This window comes from Streptomyces sp. NPDC006463 (assembly GCF_042870715.1).
In the GTDB taxonomy this organism is placed as follows: domain Bacteria; phylum Actinomycetota; class Actinomycetes; order Streptomycetales; family Streptomycetaceae; genus Streptomyces.
Map to the genome: position 1 here is coordinate 183,286 of NZ_JBIAHP010000008.1, position 18,672 is coordinate 201,957.

Genomic DNA, 18,672 nt, shown 5'->3' on the forward strand with positions numbered 1-18,672 from the left:
AGATGGCCATGCCGCTGCGCCAGACCATCAGGGTCGGGACCTATCTTCTCGAACAGAAGCTGCGCAAGCGTGAGAAGTTCCCGCTGATCGTCGAGCTGGAACCGCTCTACGCCTGCAACCTGGCCTGTGAAGGGTGCGGGAAGATCCAGCACCCGGCCGGGGTGCTCAAGCAGCGCATGCCGGTGGCCCAGGCGGTCGGCGCCGTGCTGGAATCCGGCGCGCCCATGGTGTCCATCGCGGGCGGCGAGCCCTTGATGCACCCGCAGATCCACGAGATCGTGCGCCAGTTGGTCGCGAGGCGGAAGTACGTCTTCCTCTGCACCAACGCCATGCTCCTGCGCAAGAAGATCGAGAAGTTCACCCCGTCCCCGTATTTCGCCTTCGCCGTGCACATCGACGGCCTGCGCGAACGGCACGACGAGTCGGTGGCCAAGGAAGGTGTCTTCGACGAGGCCGTCGCGGCCATCAAGGAGGCGAAGCGGCGCGGGTTCCGCGTGACCACCAACTCCACCTTCTTCAACACCGACACCCCGCAGACGATCATCGAGGTTCTCAACTACCTCAATGACGACCTCCGGGTGGACGAGATGATGATCTCGCCCGCCTATGCCTACGAAAAGGCCCCCGACCAGGAGCACTTCCTCGGCGTCGAACAGACCCGTGAACTCTTCAGGAAGGCCTTCGCGGGCGGCAACCGCAGGCGCTGGCGGCTCAACCACTCGCCGCTCTTCCTCGACTTCCTGGAAGGAAAGGCCGATTTCCCCTGCACGGCCTGGGCCATTCCGAATTACTCCCTCTTCGGCTGGCAGCGCCCCTGCTATCTGATGAGCGACGGCTACGTCCCCACGTACCGGGAACTGATCGACGAAACCGACTGGAGCAAGTACGGCCGCGGAAAGGACCCGCGCTGCGCGAACTGCATGGCGCACTGCGGCTACGAGCCCACCGCCGTCCTCGCCACCATGGGCTCCCTCAAGGAGTCCCTGCGCGCCGCCAGGGACACGATCGGCGGCAACCGGGACAAGTCGGCATGACGGCGGTCGGACAGGGCCCGAGCGGACAGGGCCGGAGCGGACAGGGCCCGGGCGAACAGGGCCCGGGCGACGCGGGGAAGCGCGGCCGGAGCAAGGGCTTCGACCTCGGCGCCCTGCTGGCCGAGCGTGGCGGCGAGCGGTACGAGCTGCACGCCCGGCACCTCAACCACCAGCTGCCCCGGATGCTGCACACCATCGGCTTCGACAAGGTCTACGAACGGGCCGAGGGCGCCCACTTCTGGGACGCCGACGGCAACGACTACCTCGACATGCTGGCCGGGTTCGGCGTGATGGGCCTGGGCCGGCACCATCCCGTGGTCCGGCGCGCCCTGCACGACGTCCTGGACGCCCAGCTCGCCGACCTCACCCGCTTCGACTGCCAGCCGCTGCCCGGGCTGCTGGCCGAGAAGCTGCTCTCGTACAGCCCGCACCTGGACCGGGTCTTCTTCGGCAACAGCGGCACCGAGGCGGTGGAGACGGCCCTGAAATTCGCCCGGTACGCCACCGGACGGCCCAGGATCCTCTACTGCGACCACGCCTTCCACGGGCTCACGACGGGGTCGCTCTCGGTCAACGGCGAGGGGGGCTTCCGGGACGGCTTCGCGCCGCTGCTCCCCGACACGAAGATCGCGCTGGGGGACCTGGCCGCCCTGGAGCGGGAGCTCCGGAAGGGCGACGTGGCCGCCTTCGTCGTCGAGCCGGTCCAGGGCAAGGGGGTCCTCGCCGCCCCGCCCGGATTCCTGCCCGCCGCGCAGGAGCTGCTGCGTAGGCACAAGGCGCTGCTGATCGCGGACGAGGTGCAGACCGGCCTCGGGCGTACCGGGGACTTCTACGCCTACCAGCACGAGCCGGGCGTGGAACCCGACCTGGTGTGCGTGGCCAAGGCGCTGTCGGGCGGCTATGTGCCGGTCGGCGCGACCCTGGGCAAGGACTGGATCTTCAAGAAGGTCTTCTCGTCCATGGACCGGGTACTCGTGCACTCCGCGAGCTTCGGCTCCAACGCGCAGGCGATGGCCGCCGGGCTGGCGGTGCTGTCGGTCATGGAGGACGAGGAGGTCGTGGCGAACTCCCGGGCGATGGGCGACCTGCTGCGCGGGCGGCTCGCCGCCCTGGTGGACGAGTACGAGCTGCTGCACGAGGTGCGGGGCCGTGGCCTGATGATCGGCATCGAGTTCGGCCGGCCGTCCTCGTTGGGGCTGCGCGGCCGGTGGACCGTGCTGCAGGCTGCCCGCAAGGGGCTCTTCGCGCAGATGGTCGTCGTGCCGCTGCTGCAGAAGCACAGGATCCTCACGCAGGTGTCCGGGGACCACCTCGAAGTGATCAAGCTCATCCCGCCGCTGATCGTGGACGAGCGGGACGTCGACCGGTTCGTCGCAGCTTTCCGGGACGTCATGGACGAGGCGCACGGAGGCTCGGGGCTGATGTGGGACTTCGCCAGGACCCTGGTGGCGGGGGCCACCTCACAGCGGTAGCCGGGGGAAGGCCGTCGGGAGCGGTGACGGCCTGCCCCGCCGTCATCAGTCGAGCAGCCGCTCCCGCAGCCGGCCGAGGGTCTCGGGTGTGAGCCCGAGGCCCTCGGCCAGGTAGCGGTCCACGCCGCCCCAGTACCCGTCGATGGTGTCGAAGGCCGCCTCCAGGTACTCGGCGCGGGCGTCGAAGAGCGGGGCGAGGAGCTCCATCGCCTCGGGGGAGCGGGCCTCGACCTGCTCGCCGCTGCGGCGTACCCGGTAGCGGCGGTGCGGAGCGTTCGACTCCAGGTAGTCCGCCACGATCGCCTCGCGCTCGACGCCCAGCGCGAGCAGGGTGACGGCGATCGACAGGCCCGCCCGGTCCTTGCCCGCCGCGCAGTGCAGGAGGGCGGGCACGCTGTCCTCGGCGAGGGCGTGCACCACCCGGCTGTGCTCGATGGTGCGGTGCTTGATGATCCCGCGGTACGAGTTCGTCATCCGGGCGGCGGCCTTCCCGTCGCCCAGGATCGAGCGGAGCTGGTCGAGGTCGCCGTCGCGGACCATCTTCCAGAACTCCCGGCCGTCGGCCGGATCCGAGAGCGGTATGTTGACGTTCCGAACGCCGGGCAGTTCGACGTCCGGCCCCTCCAGGGCGTGGTCGGCGTTGTTGCGGAAGTCGAAGACGGTGTGGAGGCCGAGCGAGGCGAGGAACTCTGCGTCGGTTTCAGTGGCATGCGCAAGATGTCCACTTCGGAACAGTCGTCCCGTCTTGACCCTTCGCCCGTCGGAAGTCGGCAATCCGCCCACGTCGCGGAAATTGCGCACTCCGGACAGTTCCGGCTCCTCTATCTGCTGGGTCACGGGTACTCCTCCGCTTCGTGGTGGGCCATCTGTCCGAATTGAGCTACTTGGCGCCAACTTGCCATAAACGGCGGCGAGATCGGACGGGGCCCCGTGAGCCAGATCATACGGTGACCGTGCGTGCCTGATCGCGAAAGCCGAAGGGCCCGGCCGGTGGGCCCGTTGGCGGCGGGGAATGGACGCAGGGTGACCGGAATTCCGTCGATGTCTCATCCCTGTTATTCCGTCAGGGAATTCACGGCTTGTTACGTACGGCCTTATGGGATTACCTTCGCGATCGATCCGGGTGGACCGCCGAATCCTGCCGCCGCCCGGAAACCGCACTCGACTATTCACGCGCGCGGCAGGAGCGGGGGAACCAGGTAAGCCGCTGTTCCGGATCTTTTCCCGGGGCCGCTCGGGGTGAAGTCGTTCATGTTCCGTTCATGGACAGCCGGACATCTCCAGTCCGAACCCGACAGCTCACCTCGCAGGCGACGGAGAGGAATTCGCGATGTCCGCAAAGGGTAAGCACCGCCGTCCCAAGTCCCGTTCCGTGTTCCGCGGACTCGCTGTCGCGGGCACCGGTGGTGCGGCGCTCGCGCTGCCCCTGCTGGGCGCCGCAGGCGCCCAGGCGGCCGGCGCCCCGGCCGCGGCGCCGGCCGCGGCCCCCGCCGTGGCGCCGCAGGTTCCCCTCTCGCTCCAGGCCGCCCCGACGGCCGCCGTGGAGACCGCGCCGACCGTCTACACGGTCGTGCCCGGCGACTACCTCTCCAAGATCGCCGCGGAGCGTCACCTCTCCGGTGGCTGGTACGAGCTGTACTCCGACAACCGCGAGGCCGTCGGCGCCAACCCCGACCTCATCCACCCTGGCCTGAAGCTGACCCTCGGTGCGAAGGGCGCGGCGGCCCCGGCCGACTCCGCTCGCGCCGAGGCCAAGGTCGAGACCGAGACCGAGACCAAGGCCGAGGCCGCGGCCCCGGCCCCCAAGGCCGCTCCGAAGCCGGCTAGGAAGTCCGCTCCCAGGCCCGCCGAGAAGGCCGCTCCGGCGCAGCGGGAATCCGCCGCCGAGGCCCCGGCCGCGCAGCGGGAATCCGCCGCCGAGGCGCCGGCCGCGCAGCAGTCGGCCTCCGGCTTCGTGGCCCCGGTGAGTGGCGGGATCTCCACCCAGTACAAGGTCGCGGGCAGCATGTGGTCCTCCGGTTACCACACCGGCGTCGACTTCATCGCCAGCTCCGGCACCACCGTCAAGGCCGTCGGCGCGGGCACCGTCGTCTCGTCCGGCTGGGCCGGTGCGTACGGCAACGAGGTCATCATCCGGCACGCGGACGGCACCTACTCGCAGTACGGACACCTCTCCGTGCTGTCCGTCTCGGCGGGCCAGAGCGTCACCGGCGGCCAGAGCATCGGCCTCTCCGGCTCCACCGGCAACTCGACCGGCCCGCACCTCCACTTCGAGATCCGCACGGGCCCGTCCTACGGCTCGGACATCGACCCGCTCGCCTACCTCCGCTCGAAGGGCGTGAGCATCTGACGGCACCCGCCGTCGCAACACCGGCACGCGTGAGGCCGGGGCCCGAGGGGGGTCCCGGCCTCACGCGTACCTATTCCTTATCCCCCGCGTGGTAAAGATCACGGTCCGTCAACCCCTGCTTACGTTGGCGTAGGTCGTGTACGGGAGTGAAGGATGTCGTCTCGTGGCAGCGACGACGACGACACTCAAGACCATCGGCTCGTACGCGGCGATCGGGGACAGCTTCACCGAGGGCGTGGGGGACCCGGGACCCGGGGATTCTTTTCTCGGCTGGGCGGACCGGCTCGCCGTGCTCCTGGCCGACCGGCGTGACGAGCACGACTTCCGGTACGCGAACCTGGCCGTGCGCGGCCGGCTCCTCGACCAGATCGTGGCGGAACAGGTCCCGCGGGCCAAGGAGCTCGCGCCCGACCTCGTGACCTTCTGCGCGGGCGGCAACGACATCATCCGGCCCGGCAGCGACCCCGACGACGTGGCGGAGCGGTTCGAGGCGGCCGTCGCCGACCTCACCGGGGCCGTCGGGCACGTCATGATCACCACCGGCTTCGACACCCGGGGCGTGCCGGTCCTCAAGCACCTGAGGGGCAAGGTGGCGACGTACAGCGCGCACGTCCGCGCGATCGCCGACCGCTACGACTGCCCGGTGCTCGACCTCTGGTCGCTGAAATCCGTACAGGACCGGCGGGCCTGGGACGCCGACCGGCTGCACCTGTCGCCCGAGGGGCACACGCGGGTCGCGCTGCGCGCCGCCCAGGTGCTGGGGCTGGAGGTGCCCGCCGACCCCGACCAGCCGTGGCCGCCGGAGCGGCCGCGCGGCTCGGTGGACGTGACCCGGGACAACATCCAGTGGGCGCGCGAGCACCTGGTGCCGTGGATCGGCCGACGGCTGCGCGGGGAGTCCTCCGGGGACCACGTGGAGGCGAAGCGGCCGGACCTGCTTCCGCTGTAGCCGGACCGACTTCCGCTGTGCCAGGAGGTGACGGCGGGGACGGGGTCCGCAAGCGGAATCCTTCGGGGCACGTGTGCGTTGGGATGGTCGTAGACCGACGACCATCCTGACCCCATCCTCCCAGGAGGCGCTTTGACCGGCTCCCGTCCCCTGCGTCCACGGCTGCGCGCCCTGCGGCCCGAAGCCTTCGGCGCGGACCCGTCCGGCGCCCGGCTCGAGCGGATCCGCCGCTCGCCGAACTTCGCCGACGGCGTCTTCCAGAATCCGGTCGGGGCCCGGACCAGGCCCTCGGGGTCGATGGCGGAGTTCGCCAAGATCTACTTCCACAAGGAACAGCGGCTGCGGCGCAATCCCGGCGCGCCGATCCCCGTGTACCCGACGACCCTCGCGGAGCTGGCGAAGCCGCCCGTGAGCGGACTGCGGCTCACCTGGATGGGACATTCCAGCGTGCTCGCCGAGATCGACGGCCGACGGGTGCTCTTCGACCCCGTGTGGGGCGAGCGGTGCTCCCCCTTCCCCTTCGCCGGCCCCAAGCGGCTGCACCCCGTGCCGGTGCCGCTGGCCTCGCTGGGGACGGCAGATGTGGTGGTCATCTCGCACGACCACTACGACCACCTCGACCTGCCGACGATCAAGGCGCTGGCGGATACCGACACGGTATTCGCCGTTCCGCTGGGCGTCGGCGCGCACCTGGAGCGCTGGGGCGTACCGGCCGACCGGCTGCGTGAGCTGGACTGGAACGAGACCACGGAAGTCGCCGGGCTCTCGCTGACGGCGACCCCCGCCCGGCACTTCTGCGGACGCGGGCTGCGCAACCAGCAGAACACCCTGTGGGCCTCCTGGGTCGTCGCGGGCGACGAGCACCGCATCTACCACAGCGGGGACACCGGCTACTTCCCCGGCTTCAAGGAGATCGGCGCCGAGCACGGGCCGTTCGACGCCACGATGATCCAGATCGGGGCCTACTCGGAGTACTGGCCCGACATCCACATGACGCCCGAGGAAGGCATGCAGGCCCACCTGGACCTGCAGGGCGGCGCCCCGCACGGCACGATGCTGCCGATCCACTGGGGCACCTTCAACCTGGCCCTCCACCCGTGGGACGAGCCGGGCGAGGGCACCCTGGCCTCGGCCGCGGACACCGGATCGGCGATCGCCCTGCCGATCCCGGGCCAGCCCTTCGAACCGGGCTCGGCCGATGCCCCGGCGGAGCCGTGGTGGCGCCCGTTCGTGACGGGCGCCGCGGCCGCCCCGGCCGGGACCCCGCATCCCATCACGACCGGGCGGCCGGCGGTCGTGATCCACGAGGAGCCCGAGGCCGTCGGGTCCTGACGGACCGCGGCTCGCCGCCGGGTGGCCCCGTCCCAGGGGGCCGGCCCGGCGGGGGGTGCGCGGCACGCCCGGAGCGGGGGCTTGACCGAGGTGGGAGTACGCCGCTGAGCGGGCGGCGCCCCGGCCCTCGGGGCGGGCCGTAGCCGGTCCGGGGCGGAGGCGGCCCGGCGGATTCGGGCGGCTGTACGAGCGCTCCACCGGGAGCGGGAAGCACCCCCGCGAACTTCCCCAACTCGCCGTCCGGCGCGGGACGGTGCGGTCTAGCGTGGGTATCCGGTGATCAACACCGGGCCCCGGGATCGCTGGGGGCCGGGCCCCACGTACCGAGGACGCCGATGTCCGGACTCCGCGCCGCCCGCCACGCCCCGTCGAGACACGCCGTCACCGGTCCGGCCCGGCAGATACGGCCTCAGCTGGTCCGCGCCGCCGTGCTGCCCACGCTCGCCGCCGGGCTCAGCGGCACCGCCGCGGTCATCTTCACGCTCCAGCTCGGCGGGGGAGCCGGCGAGCGGGACGCCCGGCTCTGGCCGGTGCTCACCGGCTGCGCCCTCCTCGTCCTCGGAGCCCTGGCCGCCGCCCTGCTCGGGGCCCAGCGCGCGGCCAAGGCCGTCCGGGACCGGTGCGAGTCACTGCGCCGCTCCAGCGTGCGCGGCCGCCAGGAGCTGCGGACTGCCGCCGACCGGCTGGAGCGGGGCGAGACCCCGCCCCGTCCCGTGCGTGGCGGACCGACCGGGCCACCGCCCGGCGCCGACCCGGCCGGCGTGGACGAGTTCTGGCTGCTCTCCCAGGAGCTGCGCGGCGCCCGCGAACAGGCCCACACGACCCTCGTACGGCTGGCCGGCCCGGCCGCGCCGTCCGACAGCGAACGCAAGGTCGAGGTCTTCGTCAACCTCGCGCGCCGGCTGCAGTCCCTCGTCCACCGGGAGATCTCGCTGCTGGACGACCTGGAGGACACGGTCGAGGATCCCGACCTGCTCAAGGAGCTCTTCCACGTCGACCACCTCGCGACCCGCATCCGCCGCCACGCCGAGAACCTCGCCGTGCTCGGCGGCGCCGCGTCCCGCCGTCAGTGGACCCGGCCCATCGACCTGAGCGAGGTGCTGCGCTCCTCCGTGGCGGAGGTCGAGCAGTACACCCGCGTCAAGGTCGTGCCCCCGGCGGGCGGCAGCGTACGCGGCCACGCCGTGGCGGACGTGGTGCACCTGCTGGCCGAACTGGTCGAGAACGCCACGGTGTTCTCCGCGCCCGACACCGATGTGGTGCTGCGCGCCGAACGGGTCACCGCCGGGATCGCGGTCGAGGTGGAGGACCGCGGGCTGGGCATGCCGGCCGAGGAACAGCACCGGATGAACGCCCTGCTCGGCGATCCCGACCAGATCAGCGTCCGGCACCTTCTCGCCGACGGGCGGATCGGCCTGTTCGTGGTCTCCGCGCTGGCCCGCAGGCACGGGATCGCCGTCGAGCTCAAGTCCAACATCTACGGCGGCGTGCTCGCCGTGCTGGTGCTGCCGCAGGAGCTGCTGGGCGCGGAGGCGCCGAGCGCCGCCGACGCGGCGGGCGGCTCCCGTGCCACCTCCTGGGGGACCGGGGAGTCGGCGGCGATGCCGCCGCTGGAGCCGGTACGGGTGACCCCGCCGCGCCTGGCCCCGGAGCCCCTGCCGGGGCGGGGCGCCCGGACCGGGGCCGAGGCCTGGGGCGCGGCTGCGCCGGGAGCCGGGGCTGCCGCCCCCGCCCCGTCCGTGACCGGGCCGTCGCCCGTTCCGGCAGCCCCACGGGAGGCCGGTTTCGCGCCGGAGCCCGGGGCCGGGATGCGGTCCGCGCCCGAGTCCGGGCCGGAGTCCGGGGCCGGGATGCGGTCCGGGGCCGTGTCCGCGCCGGAGCCTGGGGCCGGGATGCCCGAGCCGGAGCCGCTGCGCGGGCCCGTGGCCGCAGCCCGGCCCGCCCACCCGTCCACGGCTGCGGCAACGCCGCCCGTGGGCTGGCCCCCACACGCATCCTCTGCCCCGGCCGCGTCCGTGGCGGGGCCTGCGGCCGGGCCGGAGTCCGGGGCTGTGGCGGACCCGAGGCTCGGGCATGCGGCCGCGGCGGAGTCGGCGTATGCGTCCACGGGTCCGGCCACGTCAGTGGCGGGGCCGGAGGCCGGGAGTGGGTTGGGGCCGGGGACGCCGCCCGGGCGTGGGCCCGGACCTCTGTCCGGGCCGGAGTCCGGGGGCGGGCCTGTGCCGGAGTCCGGGACCCGGTTTCGGCCTGGTGGTGTGGCTGAGTGGGAGTCCGGGGCTGTGGCGGACCCGCGGCTGGGGCGTGCGGTCGCGGCGGAGTCGGCGCGTGGGTCCACGGGTCCGGCCACGTCCGTGGCGGGGCCGGAGACCGGGAGTGGGTTGCGGTCGGGGACGCCGCCCGGGCGTGGGCCCGGGCTCTTGTCCGCGCCGGAGCCTGGGGCCGGGATGCGGTCCGGGCCCGAGTCGGAGCCGCTGCGCGGGCCCGTGGCCGCAGCCCGGCCCGCCCACGCGTCCACGGCTGCGGCAACGCCGCCCGTGGGCCGGCCCCCACACGCATCCTCTGCCCCGGCCACGTCCGTGGCGGGGCCTGCGGCGGGGCCGGAGGCCGGGAGTGGGTTGCGGCCGGGGACGCCGCCCGGGCGTGGGCCCGGGGTCTTGTCCGCACCGGAGTTCCGGGCAGTGGCAGACCCGAGGCTCGGGCGCGCGGTCGCGGCCGAGCCGGCGCGTCCGTCCACGGGTGCGGCCACGTCCGTGGCGGGGCCTGCGGGCGGGCCGGAGTCCGGGGCTGTGACGGACCCGCGGCTCGGGCGTGCGGTCGCGGCGGAGTCGGCGCGTGCGTCGACGGGTCCGGCCACGTCCGTGGCGGGGCCGGAGACCGGGAGTGGGTTGCGGCGGGGGACGCCCCCCGGGCGTGGGCCCGGGACCGCGTATCCGCCGCTGCCCGTGCGCCGGGCCAGGGGCGCAGTCGCAGAAGCCGCGGTCATGCCGCTGCCCGCGCCCCGGGCCGGGGACGGAGCCTCCGCTCCGGCGGTGGCCGAGCCGTGGGCCGAGCCCGGGTCCGGGAACGTCGCCGCGGGCGGGAACGGAGAGGCCCGGACCGCGGCGGCGGAGCGGCCACCGCTGCCCAGGCGACGGGCCCAGGAACACCTCGCCCCCCAGCTGCGCGACGCGCCCGCCCCGCGGCGGGCCGCCGACACCGATCGGCCCGTACACGACCCCGGCCTGATGGCCGCCTTCCAACGGGGCTTCGGCCTCGCCCAGTCGGAGAACCAGGTATGACCCCGACCCCTCACCTCAGCAAGGAGCGCACCCCCATGGGCGGCGAAGTGTCGACGAAGACCGGCAACCGGCTCTCGGACCTCGACTGGCTGCTCAGCGGCCTGGTGCAGCGCGTGCCCCACACGCGCAGCGCCGTACTCCTCACCGCCGACGGCCTCGTCACCTGCGTGCACGGCCTCGACGCGGACAGTGCCGACCACCTGGCGGCGCTGGCCTCCGGGCTGTACTCGCTCGGGCGCAGCGCCGGATCCCGCTTCGCGGAGGGCTCGGAGGTCCGCCAGGTCGTCGTAGAACTCGACTCCGCGCTCGTCTTCGTGTCGGCCGCCGGCGCCGGCACCTGCCTGGCGGTCCTCGCCGACCGCGAGGCCGACGCCGGAGTGCTCGGCTACGAGATGGCGATGCTGGTCAAGAGCGTACGTCCGTACCTGGCGGCCCCGCCGCGTCGGCCCGTCGCCGACCCGGAGCGATGAGGGGCCACGCGAGGGGGGTACCGAAGGCGACGCGTGACACACCGTGGCTCGACGACTCGGCGGGCCGGGTGATGCGCCCGTACACCGCCAGCGGCGGGCGGACCCGGCCCGGAGTCGCACTCGACCTGCTCTCGCTGATGACCGCGACCGGGGTGCGGCCGCGCGTCCCGCTGGGGGCGGAGCACATCCTCGCCCTGCGGCTGTGCGCGGGAACCGCGGCGGTCACGGTCGCCGAGGTCGCCGGGCAACTGCGGCTGCCCGCGGTGGTGGTGAAGGTGCTGCTGTCCGATCTGATGGAACACGGGGCGGTCGTGGCGCAGGCGCCCCGGTTCCCGGGCGGTCGCTCGTTCGCCGCCGATGACCAGTCCCTGCTGCGGGCGGTGCTCGATGGTCTCCACAAACGGCTGTGACGCGCCCGCCCCCGACTCCGCGCCCGCGACGCTGAAGATCCTGGTCGCGGGCGGATTCGGGGCGGGCAAGACCACCTTCGTGGGCGCGGTGAGCGAGATCGAGCCGCTGAGCACGGAGGAGCTGGTGAGCGACCTCAGCCGGACCGCCGACCGGCTGGAGGGGGTCGAGGCCAAGGCCACGACCACCGTCGCGCTGGACTTCGGCCGGATCACGCTCGACCAGGGCCACGTGCTCTACCTCTTCGGCACGCCCGGACAGCACCGCTTCTGGTTCCTGTGGGAGGAGCTGTGCGCGGGCGCGCTCGGGGCGGTCGTGCTCGCCGACACCCGCCGCCTCGCCGACTGCTTCCCGGCCGTGGACTTCTTCGAGCGGCGCGGGATCGGATTCATCGTCGCCGTCAACGAGTTCGACGGCGCTCACCGCTACGGGCCCGACGAGGTGCGCGAAGCGGTGGGGCTCGGGCCCGAGGTGCCCGTCGTACGGTGCGACGCGCGCCTGAACAGTTCGGGAACGGGGGCGCTGGCCGCTCTCGTCCGCCATCTCCTGTGCACGTTCAAAGAAAGCTCCTGCACAGTCAGCTCTTCGTCTTCGGAGTCGGGGGAACCGCCATGACGTACTACGAATCGACCGGACACCTGCTGCTCACGCCGGTGGACCGGGAAGCGCCCGCGCGCGTCGTCCGGCTGCGCGAACTGGGCCTGGGCGAACGGGTGGACGCCGAACTGGACGCCTTCGCGCGGCGCGTCGCGGACGCGCTCGCCGCGCCGTACGCGGGGGTCAACTTCATCGGTGAGGAACGGCAGTTCTTCGCCGGGCTGCACCACGCGGCCGAGGCGCCGGCGAGCGGCTACCCGGCGCGGGTGCTGGCCCGTGACCACGGCTACTGCCCGCACGTGGTGGTGCGGCGGCGGGCGCTGGTGCTGGAGGACGTACGGGACTTCGCGCGCTTCGCCGGCAACGCGGTGGTCGACGAGAGCGGGGTGCGCTCGTACGCCGGCGCGCCGCTGACGGACCGGCGCGGGATCGTCCTGGGGACGGTGTGCGCGGTGGACGTGGTGCCGCGCCGGTGGGGGACGGAGGGGCTCGCCACCGTGAAGGCGCTGGCCGCGGAGCTGGTGGAGTTGGTGCACGCCCGGGAGGACCGGCGGCGGACCGCGTGAGGCTGCGTGAGCCTTTGTGAGGCGGCCAAGTCGGTGCGGAAGGCGGTGCGGAGCGGTCCGTGGCGGCGGATGTCAGTGCCGGGGTCTACGGTCGTGGACGAGGGGTCACCGGTGGCCGGAGAGGAGTCGCGGGATGGGCACCACCGCGCAGGACGTCCGTACGATCGCGCTGTCGCTGCCGGACAGCAGCGAGAAGCTCGCCTGGGGCATGCCGACCTTCCGGGTGGGCGGGAAGATCTTCGCCGCGCTCGGCGACGACGACACCTCCATAGGGGTGAAGTGCCCCAAGGAGGACCGGGCCGAGCTGATCGCGGCGGAGCCGGAGAAGTTCTTCGTGCGCGAAGGCCACGACGACGACTACGCCTGGCTGCGGGTCCGCCTGGAGGCGGTGGAGGACGAGCGCGAACTGCGCTCGATCCTGATCGACTCCTGGCTCCAGGCGGCCCCCAAGCGGCTGGCGGCCGCCCACCCGGAACTGTCGGCGGACGGCGCGGGCTGACTGCGGGCGGCGTCGGCGTTCAGTTCGGCGCCCGGAATCCCGTGATGCGCTCCCGCAGGGAGCGCGGGTCCAGGCCGTGCGCCGCGGTGTGCTCGTCGATGGTGCCGTAGCGGCGCAGTTCGGCCCGTCCCACGCCCAGGCCCAGTACCCGGTGGGGGATGTGGGCCAGGGCGTCGTTCGCCGCCGCCGTGGACGTGCCCGCGAGGTAGGGCTCGACGAGGACCACGTCGGCGGCACCGCGACCGGCCGCCTCGCGCACGGCCGCGTCGTCGAAGGGGCGCACGGTGGGGGCGTACAGCACCGTGAGGTCCAGGCCCTCCGTCGCCGCCAGGACGTTGTCCAGCAGCGGGCCGACGGCGACCACCACGCCCGCCCGTCCCTCCCGTACGGTCCGGAACCCCAGGCCCTCCACCGGACGCGGGGCCGCGTTCGACTGCTGGGAGAGCCGGACGTACACCTTGTCGTCACCGGCGGCGTACGCGTGGCGCAGGAGCGCCTCCGCCTCGTCCGGGTGGCCCGGGACGTGGACCGTCCAGCCGTCGAGGGTGTCGAGCAGTGCCACGTCGCCCGGCGCCATGTGCGTGAATCCGCCGGCCGGCCAGTCGTAGCTGGCGCTCGCGCTGACGAGCACGCCGCCCGTGCCCTGGTGCCCGAAGTCCAGCTTGACCTGCTCGAACGGCCGCTCCACGAGGAAGCTGGCGAAGGTGTGGACGACCGGCCGCAGGCCGGTGAGGGCCAGGCCGCCGCCGACGCCGACGAGGAGCTGTTCCCTGATCCCGACGTTGATCACCCGGTCCGGGTGCCGCTCCTGGGCGGGCCGGAAGCCGTCCATGGTGATCTCCGCCAGCACCAGGGCCAGCCGGGGGTCCTCGCCGAGGAGGTCCGACGTGACCGAGATGAAGCGTTCCCGCATGGTGTCCATGTCTCTCCCCGCCCTCAGAACTTCTTCTCGACACGGGCGACCACGACGTGCGGCCGACCGGGATGCGGCTCGGTGAACGCGGCGGGCAGCGCGGCGTGGTCCCGCCCGTCCACGGTGGCCGCGGACCAGCCGGCCGCCTCGAAGCGGGCCGCGATCCCGCCGGGCCAGCCGTGCGTCGCGGAGTCGTTGTCGATCACCACCGTGTGCAGCCGCTCCAGCCCGGCGGAGCCCGCGTAGGCGAGTGCCTCGTGGTTGCTGCCCTCGTCCAGCTCGGCATCCCCGATCAGCACCCACACCGCCGGGTCGTCCAGTCCTTGGGCGCGCAGCCCGAGCGCGCTGCCCACGGCGAGCGGCAGTCCGTGCCCGAGGGACCCGCTGCCGATCTCCACACCGGGAACGAGCGTGCGGTCCGGGTGGTGCCCGAGCGGGGAGTCGTAGGAGCCGAAGCCGGGCAGCCACTCGACGGGGAAGAACCCCTTCGCGGCGAGGACGGCGTAGTACGCCATCGGCCCGTGACCCTTGGACAGCAGGAAACGGTCCCGCCCGGCGTCCTCGGCGGTCCCGGGCGTCACCCGCAGCACCCGGTCGTAGAGCACCCACAGCACGTCGAGGGTGGAGGTGGCGGCGGGGCCGTGCTTCTCGGCCCCGGTCATGAGGCCGATCAGCCGGCCCAGATCCTCGTAGCGGAAACCCGTGTCCGCGATTGCCTGCGTCATGCATCGATCGTGCAACCTCAAGTGCGGTCGAGGTCAAGAAGCTCCCGCCCGGGACCGGGTAGCGGAAAGGTGCGCGCGACCACCCCACGAAGTGCGGTATCGTTCTCCTGCGCGTTCAACCAGGGGAAACCCCAGGTCAGCGCGCATCGGGACGTGGCGCAGCTTGGTAGCGCACTTGACTGGGGGTCAAGGGGTCGCAGGTTCAAATCCTGTCGTCCCGACTCGAAAGAGTCGCAGATCAGAGGCCGTATCGGAGAGATCCGACACGGCCTCTGACCGTTTCTGGGCCATGGGGTGACCGTCGCGGACGGCTCCGTACGGGCGGTGGGCTGCCGGTGATCGCGCTCCGTGGGCCCGGGGTGTCGTCCGGGCCCACGGAGCGCGTGGTGGCGGGCAGTCGGTCAGTGGTGCCGGGCGCCCCAGCGGCCGCTGCTGTCGCGGGGGTTGGCGGGCGGCGGGGCGGTCAGCCGGCCGGGGTGGGTGTCTGCTTCATGCGGTCGACGATCGCTCGGGTCATGACCGCGTGGGTGAACACGACGGTGCCGGGCTTGATCAGGCCGCGCTCGCCGGAGCTGCCCTCCACCTGGACGGTTCGCTCGCCGAGGAACGTGAGGGTCTCCTTGTCGAAGATCCATTCGGTGCGCCGGCCGGAGGTCTCGTCCAGACGGGCCACCGCGACCCCGTGCCGGCCCGCGGCGTCGACCGCGTCGTCCACCGTGACCACGCCGGGGATCTTCGCCGCGGCCTTGTAGAGCGCCGCAGCGAGACCGGCCGGCGGGTAGCTCTGACCCAGCAGGTCACCGATCGTGGTGAACGCCTCCTGGTCGGGGCCCCTGCCGTGGCCCCTGGTCTCCTCGTAGATCTTCTGCAGCAGCACGTCGGGGTCGGTGGGCAGCCCGGCGAGGTAGTCGTAGGTGGGTGCGTTGAGGGTCGGTGTCGGCTTCCGGCCCGTCTCGGTGTTCCCCTCCAGGGTGATGCCGTCCGGACCGGTGTTGCCGGGCTCGATCAGCCAGCCCTTGCGTCCGTCGGGGGAGTTCCAGCTGTGGCGCATGTGCAGTTGTTCGCTGACCAGGGCGCTCTTGCCGTGGTCGGTCCTCACGTACGTGGTGGCCGTCTTCGTGCCGATGTAGATGAACTGGTTCTCGCGCACCGCCGGGCCCGAGACGTCGGCGGCGGCCAGGGAGATGCGGTCCAGGAGCCGGGTGGCGCCTGCCGGGTCGCCGGCGCCGATCCGGGTGGTCAGGACCGGGCCCGTGGCGACCCCGGAGCCCGATCCGTCGTTCGTGACGCCCAGGTCCGAGAGGACGTGGACGCCGGTCGCGATCGTGCCGGCCAGGACGCAGGCCGCCACGGGCAGGAGGATCGCGCGGCGCAGGAACGGGTTGCGAGGCTTCCCGGCGCGTACGGGCCGGGCGGCGACGGAGCCGGTGGCGCGGAGGTCGTCGTGGATCCGGGTCATGAGGCGCTCCCTGTGGAACTGGTGGCGGCCCGCGGGCAGTTCCCGCTCCGCGAACGGCAGGAGATGCCCGGTCTCCTCCCGGTCGGCCGGGTGGGGCTGGGAAAGGTCGGCGTTCATCAGATTCCTTCCTGCGCGGACCGGACCGCGTCCGTGCGGTCGCCATATGTCTGTCGCGGGCGACCGGCGGGTTCCCGTCTGTTCTTCTTCAGTTCCGCGTCGGCGAGTGCGCGCAGCTTCGAACGTGCCCGGGACAGCCGGGAGCGGACGGTCCCGACCGGGATCCCGAGGGCCTGGGCGGCGTCGGCGTACTCCAGGCCCTCCCACACGCACAGCAGGAGGACTTCGCGCTCGGGCCGCCGCAGCGCGCTCAGCTGCGCCAGCGTGACCGCGATGCGCCGCCGGTCGTCGAGCCGGCCGGCCACCTCGTCGGCGTGGTCGGGCACGGATGCGGCGGCGGCCGCGGCCGCCGCGGCCGCGGCCCGGTACCGCCGGTTGCCGCGGCAGTGATTGCGGGCGAGGTTGGTGGCGACTCCCAGCAGCCATGGCCGCAATGACCCGCCTTCGGGATCCACGTCGGCGCGCCGCCGCCACGCCTCCAGGAAGGTCGCCGACATGACGTCCTCCGCGACGGCCCAGTCCCCGGTCATCCGGAAGGCATGGTTGTAGACGGCGCGGGCGTAGCTGTCGAACAGCTCGGCGAAGGCGTCAGGATCCCCGGACCGCACCCGGGTTCGCATGTCTGTGGTCACTCCTGTCGGCTGTCCGGCATCAAGGTGCGGGTTCCCGTGACGCACGTCACTTCGAGCCGCCGCGGATCCGTGGCACCCGCAGGCGTCCGCTCCCGGAGGTCAGGGGGACTCGACCGGGCGGCCCGCCTGGAGTTCCAGGGGGGCCGTGGCGGAGGTACGGGCGGCGAGGCAGGCCTTGATGCGGCGGCGCAGTGAGGCTTTGACCAGGTCCCGGAGTTCTGCCGGGGCGGCCGTGCGCCATTCGAGGTGCTCGCCGGGGTTCAGCCGGATCCGGCCCAGCGCCGACGCGTCGAGGACGCCGCCGTCGTAGAGGAAGCGGACGCGGGCCAGACGGCCCGGTTTGTGGGACCAGTCGACGGCCAGCAGGCGCCCCGGGGCGAGGTCGAGGCCGGTCTCCTCGTGGACCTCGCGCCGGGCGGCGGCGCGCGGGGTCTCGCCGAGGTCGCTGTCGATGCCGCCGCCGGGCAGCTGCCAGCGGCTGGTGTCGCCGTACGCTGGCCGCACCAGCAGGATCCCGCCGGCGGTGTCGGTGAACAGCACGCTCGCCCCCGCCAGCGCCTTCGGGCGGCTGGCGCGGTGGCCGGCGGCGTCGAGCATGCCCGCGTGTTCCAGGGCGGCACGGTCGGCCGGGTCGAGGCCGGCCGGGGAGCCGGGCTGGGGCACCCCGTCGAGCAGATGCGCCACGGATCCGGTGTGCAGGGCGGCCAGGCCGGCGCGCAGCCGGGGTGCGATGCGGGCGGGGAGGGCCTCACCGGCCTCCTCCGGCCGGAGCCAGTGGGCACCGGTGATCTCGCCGTCCGGGAAGGAGAGTACGGCGGCGTCGTCCGTCGGCAGCGGACCGACGAGGTGGACGTGGACCACGAGGGAGCGCCCGAGCGGGCCGGGCGGCCGGGAGTCCACCGCGAGCAGCCGGCCGATGGGCACGGTGAGGCCCAGCTCCTGCTCCAGCTCGCGCGCCAGCCCCGCCTCCGGCGTCTCGGTGTCCTCCACCGTGCCGCCCGGCAGTTCCAGATCCGCCTTGTACGAGGTGGTCAGCACGAGGACCCGCCCGCGCGTGTCCAGGACGATCCCGGTGACGGCCACGAGCGGGGAGGGCTGAGTGGCGTAGTACGCCCGCACCTCGTCGGGGGAGGGGCGGTGGGGCACGGCGGGCTCCTGGGGTCGTGGTCGCGGCGGTGTGCGTGTCCTGGCACTATCGCGCACGGCCCGGCACGCGGACCTCAGGCGCGGGCCAGGAGCAGACCGCCCATCGTGACCATCGTCGCCGCGACCAGGCCGTCCAGCACCCGCCAGGCGGCCGGGCGGGCCAGCAGGCCGCTGAGCAGCCGGGCTCCGTACCCCAGGGTGCCGAACCAGGTCAGGCTGGCCAGACCGGCCCCGATGCCGAAGGCCCAGCGCAGGTCGCCCCGGTCGGCGGCGAGCGAGCCGAGGAGCAGGACGGTGTCCAGGTAGACGTGCGGGTTGAGCCAGGTCATGGCCAGGCAGGTCAGTACGGCCCGGCGGCCGGACCCGGCGGTGGCCCCCTCCGCGCTGAGCGCCGCGCCCGGGGCGGGCCGCAGCACCCGGCGGGCCGCGAGGACCCCGTAGCAGATCAGGAACCCGCCCCCGGCCAGTCCGACCACGGTCAGGGCGGCGGGCCAGGCGGTGACGAACGCGCCGACGCCCGCCACGCCGAGGGCGATCAGGACCGCATCGGACACGGCGCAGATGGCGACCACGGCCAGAACCGCGTGGCGGCGCGCGCCCTGGCGCAGGACGAAGGCGTTCTGGGCGCCGATGGCGACGATGAGGGAGAGTCCGGTGCCGAAGCCGGCGAGGGCCGCCGTGATGATGCCGTGTGTCATGCCGTCGACCGTAGGCAAGCGTTCCGG

Annotated in this window: 18 protein-coding genes, 1 tRNA gene and 1 riboswitch; of the genes, 12 read left to right on the plus strand and 7 right to left on the minus strand. The window is 73.3% G+C overall.

What is annotated here, in order from left to right:
- Nucleotides 1–2 precede the first annotated feature (2 nt).
- Both hpnH and ACFYOB_RS16880 read left to right on the plus strand, forming a co-directional pair.
- The gene (gene hpnH, locus ACFYOB_RS16875) at nucleotides 3–1,034 is read left to right on the plus strand and encodes an adenosyl-hopene transferase HpnH (RefSeq protein ID WP_388560511.1); all 1,032 of its coding nucleotides are present in this window, start codon (nucleotides 3–5) and stop codon (nucleotides 1,032–1,034) included.
- The gene (locus ACFYOB_RS16880) at nucleotides 1,031–2,506 is read left to right on the plus strand and encodes an aspartate aminotransferase family protein (RefSeq protein WP_388560513.1); all 1,476 of its coding nucleotides are present in this window, start codon (nucleotides 1,031–1,033) and stop codon (nucleotides 2,504–2,506) included. The genes hpnH and ACFYOB_RS16880 overlap by 4 nt, the downstream gene beginning before the upstream one ends.
- A 45-nt stretch (nucleotides 2,507–2,551) precedes the next feature.
- Here the strand turns inward: ACFYOB_RS16880 and ACFYOB_RS16885 are convergent, their stop codons facing one another.
- Nucleotides 2,552–3,343: a tyrosine-protein phosphatase gene (locus ACFYOB_RS16885; RefSeq protein ID WP_388560514.1), complete on the minus strand. Its 792-nt coding sequence runs from the start codon at nucleotides 3,341–3,343 to the stop codon at nucleotides 2,552–2,554.
- Nucleotides 3,344–3,658: 315 nt separating this feature from the next.
- Nucleotides 3,659–3,832: riboswitch (cyclic di-AMP (ydaO/yuaA leader) on the plus strand.
- Nucleotides 3,833–3,836: 4 nt separating this feature from the next.
- Here ACFYOB_RS16885 and ACFYOB_RS16890 point away from each other — a divergent pair.
- From ACFYOB_RS16890 to ACFYOB_RS16930, 9 genes are all read left to right on the plus strand, one after another.
- A complete protein-coding gene (locus ACFYOB_RS16890) occupies nucleotides 3,837–4,856 on the plus strand; it encodes a peptidoglycan DD-metalloendopeptidase family protein (RefSeq protein WP_388560516.1) in 1,020 nt (339 codons plus the stop codon).
- 163 nt (nucleotides 4,857–5,019) lie between these two features.
- Nucleotides 5,020–5,805 (plus strand): SGNH/GDSL hydrolase family protein, encoded by a 786-nt coding sequence (locus ACFYOB_RS16895; protein ID WP_388560518.1) that lies wholly within the window; start codon nucleotides 5,020–5,022, stop codon nucleotides 5,803–5,805.
- 132 nt (nucleotides 5,806–5,937) lie between these two features.
- Entirely contained in the window at nucleotides 5,938–7,137 is a 1,200-nt protein-coding gene (locus tag ACFYOB_RS16900) for an MBL fold metallo-hydrolase (RefSeq protein ID WP_388560520.1), read from the plus strand.
- A gap of 335 nt (nucleotides 7,138–7,472) precedes the next feature.
- A complete protein-coding gene (locus ACFYOB_RS16905; RefSeq protein ID WP_388560522.1) occupies nucleotides 7,473–10,415 on the plus strand; it encodes an ATP-binding protein in 2,943 nt (980 codons plus the stop codon).
- A 35-nt stretch (nucleotides 10,416–10,450) separates the two neighbouring features.
- Nucleotides 10,451–10,885, plus strand: a complete 435-nt coding sequence (locus tag ACFYOB_RS16910; protein WP_388560731.1) for a roadblock/LC7 domain-containing protein — start codon at nucleotides 10,451–10,453, stop codon at nucleotides 10,883–10,885.
- Nucleotides 10,886–10,956: 71 nt separating this feature from the next.
- The gene (locus tag ACFYOB_RS16915; protein ID WP_388560524.1) at nucleotides 10,957–11,295 is read left to right on the plus strand and encodes a DUF742 domain-containing protein; all 339 of its coding nucleotides are present in this window, start codon (nucleotides 10,957–10,959) and stop codon (nucleotides 11,293–11,295) included.
- On the plus strand, nucleotides 11,273–11,908 hold the full coding sequence (locus ACFYOB_RS16920; RefSeq protein WP_388560526.1) for an ATP/GTP-binding protein: 636 nt from the start codon (nucleotides 11,273–11,275) through the stop codon (nucleotides 11,906–11,908). Before ACFYOB_RS16915 ends, ACFYOB_RS16920 begins: the two co-directional genes overlap by 23 nt.
- A complete protein-coding gene (locus ACFYOB_RS16925; protein ID WP_388560528.1) occupies nucleotides 11,905–12,456 on the plus strand; it encodes a GAF domain-containing protein in 552 nt (183 codons plus the stop codon). Before ACFYOB_RS16920 ends, ACFYOB_RS16925 begins: the two co-directional genes overlap by 4 nt.
- Before the next feature lie 133 nt (nucleotides 12,457–12,589).
- Complete coding sequence (locus ACFYOB_RS16930) at nucleotides 12,590–12,955, plus strand: MmcQ/YjbR family DNA-binding protein (protein WP_388560530.1); 366 nt, start codon at nucleotides 12,590–12,592, stop codon at nucleotides 12,953–12,955.
- Between the two features lie 19 nt (nucleotides 12,956–12,974).
- Here ACFYOB_RS16930 and ACFYOB_RS16935 read toward each other — a convergent pair whose 3' ends face one another.
- Both ACFYOB_RS16935 and ACFYOB_RS16940 read right to left on the minus strand, forming a co-directional pair.
- Nucleotides 12,975–13,877: a transketolase family protein gene (locus tag ACFYOB_RS16935; RefSeq protein WP_388560531.1), complete on the minus strand. Its 903-nt coding sequence runs from the start codon at nucleotides 13,875–13,877 to the stop codon at nucleotides 12,975–12,977.
- A gap of 14 nt (nucleotides 13,878–13,891) precedes the next feature.
- A complete protein-coding gene (locus ACFYOB_RS16940) occupies nucleotides 13,892–14,593 on the minus strand; it encodes a transketolase (RefSeq protein ID WP_388560533.1) in 702 nt (233 codons plus the stop codon).
- A 147-nt stretch (nucleotides 14,594–14,740) separates the two neighbouring features.
- On the opposite strand from ACFYOB_RS16940, the gene ACFYOB_RS16945 reads away from it, so the two are divergent.
- Nucleotides 14,741–14,814 (plus strand) — tRNA-Pro (locus ACFYOB_RS16945).
- Between the two features lie 242 nt (nucleotides 14,815–15,056).
- Here ACFYOB_RS16945 and ACFYOB_RS16950 read toward each other — a convergent pair.
- From ACFYOB_RS16950 to ACFYOB_RS16965, 4 genes are all read right to left on the minus strand, one after another.
- Nucleotides 15,057–16,169, minus strand: a complete 1,113-nt coding sequence (locus ACFYOB_RS16950; RefSeq protein WP_388560535.1) for a CU044_5270 family protein — start codon at nucleotides 16,167–16,169, stop codon at nucleotides 15,057–15,059.
- Nucleotides 16,169–16,789 (minus strand): RNA polymerase sigma factor, encoded by a 621-nt coding sequence (locus ACFYOB_RS16955; RefSeq protein ID WP_388560537.1) that lies wholly within the window; start codon nucleotides 16,787–16,789, stop codon nucleotides 16,169–16,171. Before ACFYOB_RS16955 ends, ACFYOB_RS16950 begins: the two co-directional genes overlap by 1 nt.
- Before the next feature lie 111 nt (nucleotides 16,790–16,900).
- The gene (locus tag ACFYOB_RS16960; protein ID WP_388560539.1) at nucleotides 16,901–17,947 is read right to left on the minus strand and encodes an NUDIX domain-containing protein; all 1,047 of its coding nucleotides are present in this window, start codon (nucleotides 17,945–17,947) and stop codon (nucleotides 16,901–16,903) included.
- 74 nt (nucleotides 17,948–18,021) lie between these two features.
- Nucleotides 18,022–18,645 (minus strand): LysE/ArgO family amino acid transporter, encoded by a 624-nt coding sequence (locus ACFYOB_RS16965; protein ID WP_388560541.1) that lies wholly within the window; start codon nucleotides 18,643–18,645, stop codon nucleotides 18,022–18,024.
- Between the last annotated feature and the right edge of the window lie 27 nt (nucleotides 18,646–18,672).